Here is a 16,904-nt window from a genome sequence, read left to right on the forward strand (position 1 = left end):
AAGTGCATGGCTTGGTACCCACGTGGTTTCGACGTTGCGGCGGCCTACGATCATCTGTACCACTGCGACCCAGGGTTGTCTGCGTGGATGCAGCGTCTTGGTCCGTTGCCAGCCCTGGAAGGCTGGCGTAAGCCGTTCAATCTGGTTGATGTCCTGGCCAGAGCGATTCTGTTTCAGCAACTCAGTGGTAAGGCTGCTTCGACCATCGTCGGTCGTGTTGAGGTTGCCATTGGTAGCAACTGTTTATATGCTGACACACTTGCGTGCATCGACGATGCTGCCCTGCGTACCTGTGGTGTCTCCGGCAACAAGATCCTGGCTTTACGCGATCTCATGCGGCGTGAAGTTGCAGGCGAGCTGCCCAGTGTGCGGCAGATGGGGTGGATGCACCATCACACCATCGTTGAGACATTAATGGCGATTCGTGGCATCGGTCGTTGGACCGTCGAGATGATGTTGATATTCCGTCTTGGCCGTCCTGATGTACTGCCGGTGGACGATCTGGGGGTACGCAAGGGTGCTCAGCGTGTGGATGGCCTTGCTTGCGTCCCGACCTCAAAGGCGTTATTGACTCGCGGCGAATGCTGGGGACCTTACCGCACCTATGCCGGACTGTATCTATGGCGGATTGCCGGGTTTCATGAAGGAGCGGTGGTGCCTGGTCGTTCGCAGGACTAGCAGTTCGAGACACTGCTCAGCATCAAAACCCGTTGTTGGGCAAGGTGATCAGGACTATGTAATGCCTATCCTATTGATCTCTTGCAGGTCAACAGGAGTGTGACCGGAAGAGCTGTATGCCGACCATGTCTTCCCACCTCCCCTACCATGATGCTATCAACGTCGGCGATTGTGCCGTGTTGGCTCGATGCAGAATCAACTTCAATAGCGACTGTTGGCTTATTCTCAGTAGGAAGCGTTGATGTTGGTGTTGTGGTGCTGTGCAATGGTCTTGGGTCCGGACTAGCTGTGCGATACGGTCTCGCTGTAGCAATGTGTTTAATGTGTTTCTGGTGCATCGCACATAAAAAAACGGCGGACCCGACGAGGCGGTCCGCCGTTTGAGGTGCTGTAGCGAGCCTTACTTGGCCTTGAATACGACCTTGGTGCTGATTGCGGTCTCGTTTGGAATGATTTTGATGTCAGCCCAGTCACCGCTTCCTATACCGAAATCCAGTCGATTGACGGTGGCTTTGCCGATCAGAATGGGTTGTGTACCCGGGGTCCAGGTGAAGTTCAGTGTGACCGGTTTGGTCATGCCGTGCAGCTCTAGTGTGCCATCGGCAGCGTACTTGCCATTGCCTAACGCACGGAACGCGTCGGCGCGATAGTGCGCTGTTGCGAACTTGCTAACGTTGAAGAAATCTGCGCTCTGCAGTGTTGAGTCGCGATCATTGTCGCCGGTGTGCACATTGGTCAGCGGGATAGCGACGTCCAGGCGTGCCCTGGATAGGTCGTTTGGGTCGAAACTCATTTGGGTCCGAAAGCCAGGGAAAGTGCCCGTGAACACTTTGCCATCGTACTTGTTAGAAAATACCAAGATCGAACCGGACGTTTCCACATAGTCGGTTGCGCACGCTGGGGCAACGGTGTAGCCAATCACCAGGACGGCGGTGGTTAGCACTAGGTAAAAGGACCCCTTGAACATACACGACTCCTTAGGATTTCGATGAGAACCAGTTGCGTGGCAGCATCCGTGCCAGGGTGGCGTCTCGTTGGATCAGATGATGGTAGAAAGCAGCGCCGGCATGCAATACGACTAAGCTGACGAGTGTCCAGAAGCCAAATTTGTGGATCTCGTGGGCGACTCCACGTATCGCTTCGTTTGGCGACACCAACGCGGGCATCTCGAACAAACCAAACCAGTAGAACGGGCGCAGACCACGCGCTGAATCATACAGCCAACCGGCCAGCGGGATAGTAAAAATCAGCACGTACAGCAGCACATGAGTGACATTGGCGACCCGCTCCTGCCAGCCGGGTGTGCCAGGTACTGGCTTAGGTGCACCGGCATAGAGGCGCCAAAGCAGACGTAGTACAGCCAGTACCAGTACGCTGATGCCTATCGATTTGTGTGCGGTGTAAACCCAGAAGTAATTCGGAGTTTTGGGCAGGTTGCCCATGGTGAGACCAACGATTCCTAAACCTAGGATCAGCACAGCGATCAACCAGTGCAGTGTCTGGCTCAGGCTGCCCCATCGTTCAGCAGTGTTCTTCAGAGTCATTATCAGTTTTCCTACGGTGTGGTATCTGTTTCTTCGCCTGTATTGGTTTCGTGCGGCGTTGCATCTGACCCCTTTGCATTGCTTGATGTTGTCGTGGCCTTATGCACAGCCTGGTCCGTTGCCTCCTTGCTGATGATTCCTTCACGTACAGCTTCAACTTCAATGCGCAGCTGTACTTCATCGCCTATCATTGATTTCCAGGCACTGATTCCGAAAGCGGCACGGCTGAGTGTGGTGTTGGCCGAGAAGCCGGCGGTACGCCGAAACGGAGGCAAAGGATGGCGCTTTATCCCATAGAAGGTGATGTCCAATACCACCTCGTGAGTGATTCCATGCAGGGTGAGTTGGCCGACGACCTGCCCTTTGGACGGCGTGGTGGAGGTGACTTGGCTAGAGACAAAGTGTGCCTCTGGATAGCGCGTAGCATCAAGCAGTCCCTGCGCCAAGGTGGCTTTGTTCCACTTGGCATCGCCCAGGTCCACACGCTGCAATGGTATGCGCACGTCCAGGTGTGCGCTGGACCAGTTGTCCGGATCGAAGTCAAGTGTCCCGGTGCTTCCGGAGACCGTACCAAGGGCCTTTGAGATACCAGCGTGGTCGATTGCGAATACGATCCGGGTATGCACTGGGTCCAGTACGTAGCGGGTTGTGGCCGCGGTGCTCGCAAGCGGGACGGCGAGCAATAAGGCAAGTAACGGAAATGTGCAACGCAACATAGCCTTGATTTTAGTCATACTTTTTCCAGTGTGTGTTGCGTCTGCAACGATCCGTTGCGACTATGTCAATAAAAAGGAATTGAGATGGCTGGATGGGGTGTTTGAAGATCGTGTGTGGGGGCATGCTGGCGGCGCTGCTCGTGTTGGTGTTGTTCGTTACAGCTACAGCGGCGGTGCCGGAGATGCCACGCTTCCGTGTCCTTGATGCGACGAGCGGGTTGCCATCCAATGTGGTGCGAGCGATGGTCCAGGACGCTGCTGGTTATTTGTGGCTGGCGACGGGCGATGGTCTGGCGCGCTATGACGGCACCGCATTCAAGGTGTGGCGCCATGATCCTGACGATCCAGGCTCACTCCCGGGCAATTCATTGCTGGCTTTGTATATTGATGGACAGGACAGGATCTGGGTGTTGTCTGAGAATGCTGGGCTTGCTGTGCTCGATCCACAGCGCCGTCGCTTCACCTTGGTTCCAGTGGGTTCGGTTGCTAAAACGGACGCGTTACAGACGCTGACCGGTCGTGGCGATGCGATCTGGCTGGGTGGTCTACATGCTTCAGTCATGCGAATTGGTGTGGGAGGAACGCTCACCCGTTATGCGCTGGCTGATGTTGCGCCGTCCCTGACGGATACCCCGGTTGTAGCGTTGACCTTCGATGCCAATGGACGACTTTGGGTGGGCACGCCTGACGGCCTGCTGTATTTAGAGGGGGGGCGTTTACATTTGGCGCCGCCGCCTTTGGACAAGGCCTCGATTTATTCGATTGTTGCCGTGGGTACCCGGCTGTGGGTTGGCACTACCGATGGCGTGTACGTGCAGGACGCTGATGGCCGCTGGCGTGCGCCGAATTGGGGGCCAATGTTTGCTTTCGGCAATCTACTGTGGTCTGTGGCTGATGCTGGTGATGGTGAATTCTGGCTGGGGAGCGAGCGTGGCCTGTGGCGTACTCGTCAAGAGCGACCACCAGTTCAGATACCTTTGGGTGACATGAACCATGGCGCAGCTGTTGTTTCGGCCCTGTGGCGCGACACGAGTGGCGGACTGTGGGTACCGATCTATGGCCGCGGTCTAGGCTATCTGCGCCAGGATTGGAAGCGAATGGCGGTTGTGCGGCCTAGTGATGGTGATGAGGGTGCCTATTGCAATGTTGCGCCGGCGGCGTATTCGGGCGGGCTGTGGCAGTTGAACAGCGTTGGACAGTTGATGCGTCTAAATACCAGCACCGGTGAACTGGTACAAACGGGATGGCAGCGAAACGAATTGCGCGGCATGAAGGTGACCAGCACATTGGAGGACAGCCGTGGTCGGTTGTGGCTGGCAAACATGCAAAATGGCTTAGCGCGGCTGGACCTGCGAAATGGAGAATGGCGTGAGTGGTCCTCAGATGGACACGACGCGATTCCGCTGTATGGTCCTATTGCTTGGATTGTGGAAATGCCAGATGCCAGCCTTTGGCTAGAAGCGTTGGGCGTGTTGCAGCAACGGGATCTCGAAAGCGGGCGTGTGTTAAATCAGATTGCACCGGGCAGCCATGGCCTGGATGGTTCCAACATTGAGCAGATCGGCCTTGGTCCGGATGGACGATTGTGGCTGGCTTCCGGCAGTGGCGTGTATGCCTGGGAGCCACAGACCCACATGTTCGTGCCGATACCGGGTTTGGCTGGAGAGCGTGCCTACAGCTTTGTCGCGACGGGGAAAGATGAACTCTGGGTGCATCGGTTACGGGGCTTGGAGCAATGGCGGCACAGTGGTCATGGTTGGCAGCGGGTCGCCTGGGTGGGGCCGCATCATGGACTGCCTGCCATGGAGTCACTGGGGATGCAGCATGACGCACATGGCCGCATCTGGTTGTCTACACGCCGCGGCCTGTGGCGTATTGATAATGCCGAAGAGCTGGAGGTGCGTAACTTTGGTTTGCGTGACGGTCTTGGCAGCCAGGAGTTTGCTGATGCGTGCTTGTGGATGGCTCCGGATGGTGTGCTGGTGGGTGGTACTACCGACGGTTACCTGATGCTATTTGACACCGCGATGTCCGACCCGGCGCCCTTTGTGCCTCAGCTACGCATGGAGACCGCCAGTGTGATCCGTGCTGGACGCCGCACCAATTTGCCGACTGATCAGCCCTTTGAACTGTTGCCTAATGATCGCCAACTGCTTGTCGGTGCGCGGTTGCTCTCCTTTGGTGATCCGTTGTCCAACCGTTACAGTTATTGGTTAAAGGGTTTCGATACAGGGTGGGTTGATCAGGGTACCAGCGGTACACGGGAATTCTCTTCGCTACCCTCGGCTGACTACACCTTATTGATTCAGGGTACCGACGCGATGGGCAATCTGTCGCGCATCCACTTGGTGAAGTTTCGCGTACTGCCGCCCTGGTGGCGCAGCGTCTGGGGGATGAGCGTATTGACGGGGATCGGATTGCTATTGGTCTGGGGCGTTACGTGGAACTACCATCGCCGGTTACGGCGTCGTGCTCGCTTGCAGCTGGAGCAACATAAACGTGAAGTTGCCGAGCGGGCCTCGCTGGCTAAAACGCGGTTTTTGGCCACGTTGGGTCACGAAGTACGCACACCGATGACCGGCGTGCTTGGGATGAGCGAACTGCTGCTACAGACACCGCTTGATGTGCATCAGCGCGGCTATGCGACTTCGATCCAATCGGCTGGTAAGCACTTACTGCGGTTGGTCAATGATGCTCTGGATCTGGCCAGAATCGAGGCCGGCAAGCTGCCGCTGGAGCTGCGTGATTTTGAGCTTCATGCGTTGCTGGAACAGGTGGTGGCGATGATGCGCCCGATGGCTGAGCGCAAGGGGTTGCGCTTTGTCTATAGACTGGATCCAGGGGTGCCGCAGCATCTGCATGGGGATGCCAACCGAGTACAGCAGATTTTGCTCAACCTGTTGATCAACGCGACCAAATTTACTGAGCAGGGGGACGTCGTGTTGCAGGTTACGCCTGTGCAGGAGCAACCGCGGCTTGGTGTACGGATCGAAGTGACCGATACCGGTCCCGGACTGAGTGAGGAACAAAGCCAGCGCTTGTTCCGCCGTTTCGAGCAGGCGAAGGGTGCCTCCACCGCAGCCCGTTATGGTGGCAGTGGACTCGGTTTGGCCATCTGCCGCGAGTTGGCCACCGTGATGGGGGGGTATATCCAAGTGGACAGCCAGCTTGGTAAGGGCACCTGTTTCCGTGTTGATCTGCCTCTTCCATGGGTGTTGGCGGCTCAACCTGCGGTTGCTGACATGGTTGCGGCACCCTCACCCTTGTCCAATCCATTGCATCTACTCCTGGTCGAGGACGACCCGACTGTGGCTGATGTGATCGCCGGACTGTTGCGTATCCGTGGGCATCGTGTCACTCACGTTTTGCATGGATTGGCGGCATTAACGGAGGTGACGGTGACCTGTTTCGACGCCTGTTTATGTGATCTTGATTTGCCGGGATTGGATGGCACCGAATTAATTGTGCAACTGCGCGCCCAGGGTAAGCACTTTCCAATCGTCGTGGTCACCGCGCGTACCGATGCCGATGCTGAGGTGCAGGCGCTACACGCTGGCGGTGATGCATTTTTACGCAAACCTGTGACCGGTGACATGCTTGAGCAGGTGCTCACTCAGGTGTTGAATGTGCGCCGTGGAGATGGCGATGTGTGTACACCAACATAAATTGGTCAATGAATACGCATCCGTTTCGTCGTGGCGTTACCGCGCGATAAAAGGTCGGTGTGGTGGATAGTGCGATCCTATGATCCTGCTGAGGTATGGACGTTGGCATGGCTGTCAGTGCAGCACGTGCTGCGTTGTTGCAGAGCGTGTCAGGCAGTGGCTAAAACAGCTTTTGCGTATGGTGCGGGTGCATGATTGCCATTGCCAGGTACTGGTGGTGACCGCCCACTTGGGTGTACTACGATCGAGTGTCGAACCATCTGGACATGGCCTTTGGTCTGGCCCTGTTTAACCTGGTTCTGGGTTTGCCTGAATGATATGTGTTCGACTGCACGCGTGGATGATGTGACCAAGTCCGTTGGGTACGAGGCGGGCTTTGACGTCATGTTTACGCATGTTGGTCAGCCGCTCGATGCTGACCAACCCGATTTCTGGTGGGTTGCCTTTGCAAGGTAGGTCTTTGGTGTGCCTGGATCGAATAGTGCCGTCGATGCATGAGTTCCTTGACACACGGGCATGCTGGTTTCAGCTGTTGGCTATCGATGCTATTGAACCAGGCCGATGATTGGAGCTTGCGAATGATGCTTTCTGATCTGTGCAGATCGAAATGTGCGGAGGCTGTGTCGTGCGCGGTGGATGGCTGTATCGGCGATCACACGGTGCCTTCCATGAAATAATTTTTTGGAAACCAGCCCTTTCGGATCCATTGCCGCTCTATGACGAGGCGATGGACTGGGTCGGCCAAGCGGCACACCACGTGTTTTTGGCGGCTGATGCGGGAGAACGGCTCGGTGCGCTCTTCGAGAGAGCATGTTTGCAGCTGGGGAGGTTGTTTTGTGAGTTGCCGGTCGAGACAGGAGCAGCAGGGCGTTTCGTTCCCTGGATCGTTGCTAGCCTCCAAAGTCTGAAGAAGACGATCTTGGAATTGAACCTTGCTGTGGGCGTGGATCTGGATGATGCGCACATGGCATCACACATGCGTGATGTGCTGTCAGGTCGATGATCCACAGGTCTGCACGTGGGCGACAGTCTAGCGATCATCAGGGAAGGGATGCCCGGTGCGTGCAGTTGCTTTGAATATCGCAAAGCTGAGGTTGTATAGCAGTGCGCCCTTGTTGAACAGATGCAAGGTACTGAGATCACTCAGGTGCGTGTCGATCCAGTGGGCGGTCCAGTGTTTTGAAATTGGTATGAAAACTCAGTGTTCAGCGCATCGTTGAACACTTTCGACTCTGAATGGTGTTGCATTGCCAGATTCCAGTTGTTGACCCTGGGGTACAGGGTGTGTCAACGACGACTCAAGCGTTGCACTGCTTCGACAAGAGCGGCGACGTGATCCGGATCCATGCCAGGTGACATGCCGTGGCCAAGGTTGAACACATGACCCTCGCGTGAGCCACCGTTACCCGCCGCGTAGCTGTCCAGGGTGCGTTGTACCTCGTGCGCGATGGCGTGTGGTGTTCCGTACAGCGTGGCCGGGTCGAGGTTGCCTTGTAATGCAACCTGGCCGTTGGTGCGCCGTGCGGCCTCCTCTAACTCGATGGTCCAGTCCACGCCGACGGCTTCGGTACCGGTCATGGCCAGCTCGGCGACGTAAGGTCCGTTCCCTTTACCAAACAGCACGAGTGGTGTGCGTTCGCTGCCAGTGCCGCGTTCCAGTTCGCGCGCAATGCGCGCCAAGTAGGGTAGCGAGAATGTGCGGTACATGGTTGGCGACAGCACGCCTCCCCAGGTGTCGAACACCTGCAGTGCCTGTGCGCCAGCGGCGCGCTGTGCTGCCAAGTAGCTGATCACCGCGGTGGTGACGGTGTCTAGCAGTTGGTGCAGCACTTCTGGCGCGTTGAATGCCATGGCTTTGATGCGTGCGTACTCTTTGCTGCTCCCTCCTTCGATCATGTAGCAGGCCAGTGTCCATGGACTGCCGGAAAAACCGATGAGTGGCACGCTGTTGCCGAGTTCCCGGCGGATCAGCCGCACGGCGTCCATGACGTAGCGTAGTTCGGTTTCCATATCCGGCACGGCGAGCTGCGCAATACTTGCAGCGTCGCGTATCGGCTTGCGGAAGCGTGGTCCCTCACCTTCAATGAAGTGCAGCTCCAGGCCCATCGCGTCGGGGATCATCAGGATGTCGGAGAACAAAATTGCGGCGTCCAGTGGGAAGCGGCGCAGCGGTTGCAGGGTGATTTCACAGGCAATGTCAGGCGTTTTTGCCATGTTGAGGAAGCTGCCGGCGCGTTGCCGGGCAGCACGGTATTCTGGCAGATAACGTCCAGCCTGGCGCATCAGCCAGATGGGGGTACGGTCTACGCTGTCGCGTCGCAAGGCGCGCAGCAGACGATCATTTTTGAGCATGGAGACTCTCAGTGTGACGTGTTGGAATCGCGGGTGAGTATGACCTAGACGGTGTGTTTGGTCTGACTGTTGTGCGTCTTGCCAAGCACATGCTGTGCCTTGTCTTCAGTGAGGGGCACATCCGCTGCCGCTGGATGCATGTACCGATCTGGCCGTTTTCCTGTATCAGAGGTCCTGAGGTTTGAATAGATCAGGGTGTGGAGGCGTTGGAGAGAATGAGACCGTTCGTTGTCCACAGACGGGTGTTGCAGCAGCGTGTGTGTAGGAACCGATTGTAGCTGCTGTGGTCATGAAGCTGGTGCGGCTGGTGTGTCCGTGATGGCTCGGTGTATAGGTGGGGTGTCCGTCGGCTGGGGGGCTTGGTTGTTGCATGCTGACAGATGTGATGTGGTTTGAGTCTAGTGTTTGGATTGGTTTAGCTGGCTAGGATCTGTCGCACCGCTGTTGCATCGACGTCGGAGACGGCCTCGGCCCGGCCAATCCCCCGCCACAGGACCAGGCGTAAACGGCCCGCGATGTTTTTTTTGTCCAGGTGCATGCGTCCTAGCAGCGCTTCCGGTGTTAGACCTGATGGTAGTGCAGTGGGCAAGCCGTAGGCATCAAGTAAGCTTTTTAGGGTCTCGGTGTCCTGTGCCGGCGCGAGACCTAAGGCGGTTGACAGGCGTGCGGCGAGTACCATGCCGACGGCCACTGCTTCACCGTGGTTGAGATTGTTGCTGCCCGGTGTGCTGTAGCCCTGTTCTGTTTCGATGGCATGGCCGAAGGTATGCCCGAGATTGAGCAGGATGCGTTCGCCTTGCTCAAGTGGATCGCGTCCGACGATGTCTGCTTTGTGTTCGCAGCTACGTGCGATTGCCTGGGCCAGTGCGGCTGGCGCGCGCGCCAGAAGTGCTTTGCGTTCGGTCTGTAACCAGCGCAAGAACACGGGGTCACGGATGGCACCGTACTTGATGACTTCGCTTAGGCCAGCGCGTAGCTCGCGTGGCGGTAGTGTGGCAAGGGTGTCGGTGTCGGCGATCACTGCACGTGGCGGATGAAAGGCGCCGACCATGTTTTTACCCTGGGGGATATCCACGGCAGTTTTGCCGCCGACGGAAGAGTCGACCATCGCCAGCAACGTGGTGGGCACCTGTACGTAGTCTATCCCCCGCATCCAGCAGGCGGCGGTGAAACCTGCCAGATCCCCGACGACACCACCGCCGAGTGCAAATATGCAGGCATCACGGGTGGCGCCGAGTTCGGCAAGTGCGGTGATCGCTGCGCCGAAGTTTTCCAGGGTCTTGGATGCTTCGCCGGCTGGCAGGCTGAACACCTGGAGGCGTAGATCGGGGCGTGCGCGCAGTAGCGTATCCCGTAGGTGTGCGGCATAACGGGGGGCGACTTCCGAATCACTGAAAATGAGCACATGCCGGCCGCGGATCGCTGTGCTAAGGCGGGCACTGTCGTCCAATAAGCCGCGACCAATGGTGATGGTGTAGGGGGAGGCGTCACCGACGGTGACAGTGCGCAGCGATGTGGGAGTGGTCATGCGGTGTTGCTTGATCTCTGCCAGTGGGCAGCCAAGTGCAGCACCAGCTGTGTGGTGGCTGCGTTGGGGGATATGTGGTCGGTCGTCATGGTGATGTCGGCGATCTCGTGGTATAGCGGTTGGCGTGTGGCGGATAGATCGCGCAACACCTGTGTACGGTCGGGTTGTTGCAGCAGCGGTCGGTAACGGTCGTGTACCAACCGCTCCAATTGGGTGTCCACGTTGATCTTTAGAAACACCACGAAACCACGTTCGTGAATGCGGCGGCGGTTATTCGGATCCAGGATCGTACCGCCGCCAGTCGCGATCAGTTGGTTTTCATGATCCAGCAAGTCGTGCAGCACCTCGCGCTCCATGCGCCGGAATTCTGACTCGCCGGAGTATTCGAAAATGTTAGGGATGCTCGTGCCGACGCGCTCGACGATGACGTGATCAGTATCTGCGAAGTGCAGGTTGAAGTGTTTGGCCAAGCGTCGCCCGATGGAGCTTTTGCCGGCACCCATCGGGCCGATCATCACAAGATTGGGAGCGGGATTCATACCCATTGATGTTAGCACTGCCGATTTATCGCGCGTTCGATCGAGTGCGCGGTGATGTTCAGAAACGGGATTGTTTGAAGCGTATTGGTCGGTGATCTGAGGGAGGGCTTGTACGGACATGCATAACTGTTTTTCTGCATTACAGCGATGGATACGTGTGTTGTTGTGGGTGCTTGCAATTGTCGATCCCTTAAGAGTTGCCTTGATCTGTCTATAGGCGGAGCAACAGACATGCGACCACAATAGCGGCATCCCTCCATAGTCTGTCTGGATGTCATGTCTGACTTGTATGCTGAAGCCCTATCCACGTTCGCTTTGTTGTTTGAAGAGGCGAAAAACAGCAGCGAGATCGAGCCTGACGCGATGACCCTGGCCACGGCTTCGTTAGAGGGCCGTCCGAGTGCGCGTACCGTTTTGTTGAAGAAATTCGACGTGCGTGGTTTTGTTTTCTATAGCCATATCGACAGTCCCAAGGGGCGCGATTTGCAGAGCAATCCGCAGGCCGCTTTGTTGTTCTTGTGGCGTGGTCTGCGTGAGGCTGGAGTACAGGTGCGCATTGAGGGGAGGGTGCAGCAGGTTGCTGTGGCGGAGGCTGATGCCTACTTCGCTTCACGTCCGCGCCAGAGTCAAATCGGCGCTTGGGCTTCGCTACAGTCGTGCCCCTTGGGCTCGCGCGAGGAATTTCAGGCGCGCTTGGCTGAGGTGCACGCGCGTTTCGAGGGGCGTGACGTACCACGCCCGGAAGGGTGGGGAGGATTCCGTGTGGTGCCTCACTTGTTCGAGTTTTGGTATGGCGCTCGCTTTCGCCTGCACGAGCGCTGGCGTTACGCGGCTGATGCGGTGGGCTGCTGGAGCAAGTCTTTGTTGTATCCCTGATCATGCGGTTGCAGAGAGTGAGGATGAGCGGTGGTTTGCAACGCACGAAGTAAAAGCATGGTGTGTGAGCGACTGAATTCCCTCAGTCAGTGGTGCTGCGAACATTCTGTGTGAGCCATTCACCGCACTGTCGGGGTGAACCTGTTTGGTATCCATGTGGCATCGTTGTCAGTGCCCTCAACTTGGTGAAGGTGGTCATCGTGCTGTGGAACACGGTCTATGCGGAACGGGTCGCGAATGCATTGTGTGGCCACGGTCAGATCGTCAAAGATCCTGTGTTGCGCTACCTGTCGCTGCTTGGCTGGCAGCACATTCACCTGACCGGCGATGACGTGTGGTGCAACAGTGCCAAAATTGGTGCAGGCACGTTCAGGTCACTGTGATCGTGATAACCGGCTTAGCGTGCGATTTTTCCAGTGCTCTGCGATGACCCGTCCGCATCTCTAGGGTCGCTAACCGGAGCCTTGTTTTGAGGTGACGTTGGCGTGCGGTGCAATGACACCTTTGGTACCAGACGATGTCAGGTGGTTCGATCACGTTAACTACACCATCACGCTGAGCATGTGTGATGACAACGAGATGCAGATTCGAGGTGCTGTTTAAGATGATTAGGTGTGCGGATTGACCGTGTCGACTCACGTTGAAGGTTCAGGCATGTGTGGCGATGACGGCACGCTTGTTTGTGATACTGCTTTTGGCACGCGGTGAACATCAATGGTGGCCAATCTGCGTTGGAGAGAGGCGGAGTTGTGAATGGCAGCGTGTGTTGCCAATCCAACAGAGGATCGCGGTGAGGTCCGATGCATCGCCCCTCCGGGTGCTTGGGACCACGTTGAACACTGACAGCACTGTCTCTAACGTCAGTGGATTTGTGTGGTGGTGCCGCTCAGCGGCCCTGCCATGTGTCACGCAGCGTGACGCTGCGATTGAAGACCGGGTGTATGGCGTCGTGGTCATGGCGATCGGTGACGAAGTAGCCCAAGCGCTCGAATTGGAATGCATGTTCTGGCGTGGCCTGTGCCGCCGCTGGTTCAACGTAGCCATGCACGACGCGTTTAGAGTCCGGGTTGAGGAAGTCGCGGTAGGTTTTTCCGTCGGAGTGTTCGTCTGGTTTTTCAATGGAGAACAGCCGGTCGTACAGACGGATTTCCGCGGCTACGGCGTGAAATGCACTGACCCAGTGGATGGTGCCTTTGACCTTGCGGTGTGCGCCTTCCATGCCGGGACGCGATGTTGGATCCAGCCAGCCGTGCAGTGCGACGATGTCGCCTGCCTCGTTTTTCACCACGTCGTCCACGCGTGCGATGCCGGCTCCGCGCAGGCGCACCTCTCCACCTGGAACCAGTCTTTTCCAGCCCTTGGGCGGAACTTCGGCGAAATCGTCGCGCTCGATCCATAGCTCGCGTGAAAACGGCACTGTTCGCGTGCCTTGGGTTTCGTCTTTGGGATGGTTGGAGAAGATCAGTATTTCTTCGTGGTCCTTGGGCAGGTTGGTGAGCACCAACTTCAGTGGTGCGATGGTTGCCATCCGGCGCGGTGCCACTGCGTCCAGGTCCTCGCGTAAGCAGTTTTCCAGCACTGCAAAGTCGATGATCGAGTTCTGCTTGCTGATGCCGATCCGCTCCACGAACAGGCGCATCGCTGCTGGAGTGTAGCCGCGTCGGCGTAGACCTTGCAGTGTGTACATGCGTGGGTCGTCCCAGCCTTCGACCAGTTTTTCGTCGACTAGTGTGGTGAGCTTGCGTTTGCTCATCACGGTGTAGTTGATGTTCAGGCGCGAGAACTCAATTTGCCGAGGTTGGCTGGGTTCCTGAGGAAAGCCCTTGTCCAATAATGGGTTCAGCAAGTGTGGATGGTTCGGTAGGTCGACGTGATTCACGCACCAGTCGTACAGGGGGCGGTGATCCTCGAATTCGAGGGTGCACAATGAATGGGTGATGCCTTCGATCGCATCACTCAGCGCGTGTGCGAAGTCGTACATGGGATAGATCGGCCAGGTGTTGCCGGTGTTTTGATGTTCGAGGTGTTTAATCCGGTAGAGCGCCGGGTCCCGCAGGTTGATGTTGCCACTGGCCATGTCGATCTTGGCACGCAGGGTACGTGTTCCGTCTGGAAATAGGCCGGCACGCATCTGTCGGAATAGCGCCAGGTTTTCTGCGACACGACGCTCGCGCCACGGTGACGAGCGGCCTGGTTCGGTCAAGGTGCCGCGGTATTCGCGTACCTGTTCGGCGCTGAGGTCGCAGACGTAAGCTTGCCCATCGGCAATGAGTTTTTCGGCGGCCAAGTAGAGCACTTCAAAATAATCTGAGGTATGCCGTAGGGCGTCCCAATGGAAGCCTAGCCAATGTACGTCGTCCTGAATTGCTGCGGCAAACGCGGGGTCTTCCTTGGCGGGGTTGGTGTCGTCCATGCGGAGGGTGCAGTGTCCGCCGAATTCCGCGGCGATGCCAAAGTCCAGGTAGATGGCCTTGGCATGGCCGATGTGCAGGTAACCGTTGGGTTCGGGGGGGAAACGGGTACGGATGCGCGTGTGTTTGCCGTGAGCCAGGTCTTCTCGGATGATCTGGCGGATAAAGTCTTTCTTCTCAGTTTGAGCTGAGGCGTCGCTAGCGGGGATCTCGGACATGCGTGGTCGAACGGTGTACAGGCGGCGAGTGTAGCCGAGCTTCCTATGTTTTGCGCCGTGATGCGTCCAGGTGTGCAGGGTTTTTAGCATGGTCTGCGTGGTCTCTTCGGTGCGGATGGTTTGCCGTGTTCAGTGCCAGCTTGACGCTCGTCAAGCTACACATGCGTTGGAGAATGCTGGCGTGGCTTGCTTGGTGTTCGCTGTGAAATCTTTGGATGAGACGATGTGCATCCTGTTGTATGTCTGCATGGCTGACAGGGGGCTGGAGGCTGTGTAGCTGGCTTACTCGGTGATCTATACCGCTGTTGTGCGCTGCGTGCCGGCTCAGTCGTGTTGGAGCAGTGGCTGCGTGGTTGCAGCGTTGTTGTGCCACTTCAAAATGTTCAGCGGCAGTCCTGAACGTCAGTGCGGAGCGGCGTTCAATGCTGGTATCAATCAGATGCGTGATTGTTTGGCCAGCACGTCCCTGACGAAAAACGAGTGAACCTTCATTGGTGTGCAGGTGTGTGTATCCCCGTTCACCAAGCCACCTGGGCGTGTCTGTAGTGATATGTCTTCGGTGTGTGTGTGTCAATCGTGCAATGTGTTGCGGTTGCTGCAGCACAGGATGCAGCGCAATGATTTTCCATGCATAGGCCATGTGGGCTTGCCGGTCTATATCGTTAAGTGGAGATCGGTGTTTCTTACGCAGTGGTGCGTGGTGTATGACGGACCATGTCCCCGTGCCAGGGGATGGGGCGTTGATGATCCAACGTTGCTCGCTGTTCTTGTCCAGGTGTGCCCTTCATCGGGATGGATCTGTCTAATACCGCGGTGGGTACGATCGAATGTTCGGATTGCAATCGCTGGGTCAGGCTGGGCGTTTGTATCATGGGGATCTGCATGATTGCACCGCGATCGTGCTGCTGCAGGGTGGTGCTTGTGTCTGGCGCCGTATGCGTCATCTGAAGAAGGGATTGCGCGTGATGGTGTTTGGTGATCGTGCAGTGCTGTTCGCATGATCCCAGGAATCGAATGCACCGATGTCAGACGAGGATTGCTCTATATGTTTATATGGACCGTTGCGCTGTGGTGGAGAGGATGATGTGTACTGACAGTCACGATAATCACGGGAGGCGGGTATGAGCGTGTCGCCTGTACTGGAGGTGGCTGCTGGTTCGGTTGCTGCGGCGCTCGCCGCGCAGCAGGGCGGGGCAATGCGGGTGGAGTTGTGCAATGGACTGGATGGTGGCGGGTTGACTCCGTCGTATGGGATGTTGGGCGTTGCGCGTGAACATCTGCATATCCCGCTATATGTGTTGATTCGGCCTCGGGTCGGCGATTTTGTGTTCTCCGCGCAGGAGATGGACGTGATGTGCCGTGATGTGGAGTATTGCGTGCGTCTTGGTTGCGATGGCGTGGTGTTGGGTGCATTGGATCCGGCGGGTGATGTTGACATGGGGATGATGCGCGCGCTGATCGCCGCGGCTGGGCCGCTCGGTGTGACTTTTCATCGTGCGATGGATGTCAGTGCGGATCCAGCACGTACGTTGGAGGATGCGATTGCGTTGGGTTGCGAGCGGGTGCTGACGTCAGGGGCACGTCCGAGTGCGCTGGAGGGTGCTGAAACAATTGCGGCCCTGGTGGTCCAAGCGGCAGGGCGGATTGTGGTGATGCCGGGCGCCGGTGTGTCTGCAGGCAATGTAGTGCAATTGCGGGTCCTGACGGGAGCATATGAATTCCACGCGTCGGCGCGCCGTGTGGTAGCTGCACGGCGGTTAGGGCCTCATCCATATATCCGCGACTTGGGTGGAGACTACGCCTGCACAGATGCGGATAAAGTGCGGCAGATAGTGACCCTGTTGTCCCAGGAGTAATCGTTCTTTTTGCTGATCTGCTGGTGTAGGGATGATGCAAATCGAGTGGTTGTATTCACCGGGATAGATTCGATTGTATGAAGTGGTTCAAATGCGGTGTCGTTGATTGCTACTGAACAATTTTTTTCAGTCAACGCGTTTAATACAGCAGACAAGCGGTTTGTAAAACGATGCAGTGAAAATAATTCCGTAGCCCCTGGGTGAATATCATTGGGGTGGTGATCAATCCTTGTCGTCACAACAGTGGTCAATGTCGCCTGATGTAATCCATGTTGCAGGAGATGGGGGGTGTTGCTGAGGGTCAGGAGGGTAAAAACTCACGCACTAGAGGTCTGCCAAGAGCGGTCATGGTTCGTCATGACAGGTTAATTTCCGAACATGATCGATCTATCTCAACGATCTATCTCAAACGGTGTTTTTTCTAAGTGGGGTGCTGACAATGCCAACTGCGGTTTGCTCTCGGCATGCGGGATGACCGGCAGTGACTTTTGCTTCCTTGTCTGGCTTGCGTGCGGTGTCGT

At 56.8% G+C, this 16,904-nt stretch carries 13 protein-coding genes and 1 pseudogene; 7 read left to right on the forward strand and 7 right to left on the reverse strand.

Annotated elements, in window-relative coordinates; all coding sequences use genetic code 11:
* The first annotated feature begins 6 nt into the window (after positions 1 to 6).
* On the forward strand, positions 7 to 678 hold the full coding sequence (locus PLS229_RS03690; protein WP_038270661.1) for a DNA-3-methyladenine glycosylase family protein: 672 nt from the start codon (positions 7 to 9) through the stop codon (positions 676 to 678).
* Between the two features lie 400 nt (positions 679 to 1,078).
* Here the strand turns inward: PLS229_RS03690 and PLS229_RS03695 are convergent, their stop codons facing one another.
* Genes PLS229_RS03695 through PLS229_RS03705 form a run of 3 tightly spaced genes read right to left on the reverse strand, consistent with a single transcriptional unit; the run spans position 1,079 to position 2,938 of the window.
* Positions 1,079 to 1,645: a YceI family protein gene (locus PLS229_RS03695; RefSeq protein ID WP_038270662.1), complete on the reverse strand. Its 567-nt coding sequence runs from the start codon at positions 1,643 to 1,645 to the stop codon at positions 1,079 to 1,081.
* Between the two features lie 10 nt (positions 1,646 to 1,655).
* Complete coding sequence (locus PLS229_RS03700) at positions 1,656 to 2,222, reverse strand: cytochrome b (RefSeq protein ID WP_038270663.1); 567 nt, start codon at positions 2,220 to 2,222, stop codon at positions 1,656 to 1,658.
* Positions 2,223 to 2,233: 11 nt separating this feature from the next.
* Entirely contained in the window at positions 2,234 to 2,938 is a 705-nt protein-coding gene (locus PLS229_RS03705; RefSeq protein WP_069636203.1) for a YceI family protein, read from the reverse strand.
* A 92-nt stretch (positions 2,939 to 3,030) separates the two neighbouring features.
* On the opposite strand from PLS229_RS03705, the gene PLS229_RS03710 reads away from it, so the two are divergent.
* Positions 3,031 to 6,603, forward strand: coding sequence for a hybrid sensor histidine kinase/response regulator (locus PLS229_RS03710; RefSeq protein ID WP_038270665.1), 3,573 nt, complete (start codon positions 3,031 to 3,033; stop codon positions 6,601 to 6,603).
* Positions 6,604 to 7,309: 706 nt separating this feature from the next.
* Positions 7,310 to 7,606: a hypothetical protein gene (locus PLS229_RS03715; protein ID WP_160199301.1), complete on the forward strand. Its 297-nt coding sequence runs from the start codon at positions 7,310 to 7,312 to the stop codon at positions 7,604 to 7,606.
* Positions 7,607 to 7,890: 284 nt separating this feature from the next.
* Here the strand turns inward: PLS229_RS03715 and hemE are convergent, their stop codons facing one another.
* The 3 genes from hemE to PLS229_RS03730 all read right to left on the reverse strand — a co-directional run bounded on the left by hemE (position 7,891) and on the right by PLS229_RS03730 (position 11,022).
* Positions 7,891 to 8,955, reverse strand: a complete 1,065-nt coding sequence (hemE, locus tag PLS229_RS03720) for a uroporphyrinogen decarboxylase (protein WP_038270667.1) — start codon at positions 8,953 to 8,955, stop codon at positions 7,891 to 7,893.
* A gap of 415 nt (positions 8,956 to 9,370) precedes the next feature.
* Positions 9,371 to 10,483: a 3-dehydroquinate synthase gene (aroB, locus tag PLS229_RS03725; RefSeq protein WP_038270668.1), complete on the reverse strand. Its 1,113-nt coding sequence runs from the start codon at positions 10,481 to 10,483 to the stop codon at positions 9,371 to 9,373.
* Entirely contained in the window at positions 10,480 to 11,022 is a 543-nt protein-coding gene (locus PLS229_RS03730; RefSeq protein WP_038270669.1) for a shikimate kinase, read from the reverse strand. Before PLS229_RS03730 ends, aroB begins: the two co-directional genes overlap by 4 nt.
* A 276-nt stretch (positions 11,023 to 11,298) precedes the next feature.
* Here PLS229_RS03730 and pdxH point away from each other — a divergent pair, with 276 nt between their 5' ends.
* Both pdxH and PLS229_RS03740 read left to right on the forward strand, forming a co-directional pair.
* The gene (gene pdxH / locus PLS229_RS03735; RefSeq protein ID WP_038270670.1) at positions 11,299 to 11,898 is read left to right on the forward strand and encodes a pyridoxamine 5'-phosphate oxidase; all 600 of its coding nucleotides are present in this window, start codon (positions 11,299 to 11,301) and stop codon (positions 11,896 to 11,898) included.
* A gap of 170 nt (positions 11,899 to 12,068) precedes the next feature.
* Positions 12,069 to 12,281, forward strand: a pseudogene (locus PLS229_RS03740) (Tn3 family transposase); the annotation flags it as partial.
* Positions 12,282 to 12,784: 503 nt separating this feature from the next.
* Here the strand turns inward: PLS229_RS03740 and PLS229_RS03745 are convergent.
* Positions 12,785 to 14,527, reverse strand: a complete 1,743-nt coding sequence (locus PLS229_RS03745) for a glutamine--tRNA ligase/YqeY domain fusion protein (protein ID WP_038270716.1) — start codon at positions 14,525 to 14,527, stop codon at positions 12,785 to 12,787.
* Positions 14,528 to 15,354: 827 nt separating this feature from the next.
* Between PLS229_RS03745 and PLS229_RS03750 the strand changes: the two genes are divergently transcribed.
* Positions 15,355 to 15,528, forward strand: a complete 174-nt coding sequence (locus tag PLS229_RS03750) for a hypothetical protein (RefSeq protein ID WP_160165144.1) — start codon at positions 15,355 to 15,357, stop codon at positions 15,526 to 15,528.
* A gap of 120 nt (positions 15,529 to 15,648) precedes the next feature.
* Complete coding sequence (locus PLS229_RS03755) at positions 15,649 to 16,383, forward strand: copper homeostasis protein CutC (protein WP_038270676.1); 735 nt, start codon at positions 15,649 to 15,651, stop codon at positions 16,381 to 16,383.
* The last annotated feature ends 521 nt before the right edge of the window (positions 16,384 to 16,904 follow it).

Source organism: Xylella taiwanensis (assembly GCF_013177435.1).
In the GTDB taxonomy this organism is placed as follows: domain Bacteria; phylum Pseudomonadota; class Gammaproteobacteria; order Xanthomonadales; family Xanthomonadaceae; genus Xylella; species Xylella taiwanensis.

Excerpts from the sequence above, each read along its gene's own strand:
- pdxH (WP_038270670.1), top strand. The coding sequence starts at position 11,299 with ATGTCTGACTTGTATGCTGAAGCCCTATCCACGTTCGCTTTGTTGTTT.
- PLS229_RS03690 (WP_038270661.1), top strand. The coding sequence starts at position 7 with ATGGCTTGGTACCCACGTGGTTTCGACGTTGCGGCGGCCTACGATCAT.
- PLS229_RS03745 (WP_038270716.1), bottom strand. The coding sequence starts at position 14,527 with ATGTCCGAGATCCCCGCTAGCGACGCCTCAGCTCAAACTGAGAAGAAA.
- PLS229_RS03710 (WP_038270665.1), top strand. The coding sequence starts at position 3,031 with ATGGGGTGTTTGAAGATCGTGTGTGGGGGCATGCTGGCGGCGCTGCTC.
- PLS229_RS03695 (WP_038270662.1), bottom strand. The coding sequence starts at position 1,645 with ATGTTCAAGGGGTCCTTTTACCTAGTGCTAACCACCGCCGTCCTGGTG.
- PLS229_RS03700 (WP_038270663.1), bottom strand. The coding sequence starts at position 2,222 with ATGACTCTGAAGAACACTGCTGAACGATGGGGCAGCCTGAGCCAGACA.
- aroB (WP_038270668.1), bottom strand. The coding sequence starts at position 10,483 with ATGACCACTCCCACATCGCTGCGCACTGTCACCGTCGGTGACGCCTCC.
- PLS229_RS03705 (WP_069636203.1), bottom strand. The coding sequence starts at position 2,938 with ATGTTGCGTTGCACATTTCCGTTACTTGCCTTATTGCTCGCCGTCCCG.
- PLS229_RS03750 (WP_160165144.1), top strand. The coding sequence starts at position 15,355 with ATGTTCGGATTGCAATCGCTGGGTCAGGCTGGGCGTTTGTATCATGGG.
- PLS229_RS03730 (WP_038270669.1), bottom strand. The coding sequence starts at position 11,022 with ATGAATCCCGCTCCCAATCTTGTGATGATCGGCCCGATGGGTGCCGGC.
- hemE (WP_038270667.1), bottom strand. The coding sequence starts at position 8,955 with ATGCTCAAAAATGATCGTCTGCTGCGCGCCTTGCGACGCGACAGCGTA.
- PLS229_RS03755 (WP_038270676.1), top strand. The coding sequence starts at position 15,649 with ATGAGCGTGTCGCCTGTACTGGAGGTGGCTGCTGGTTCGGTTGCTGCG.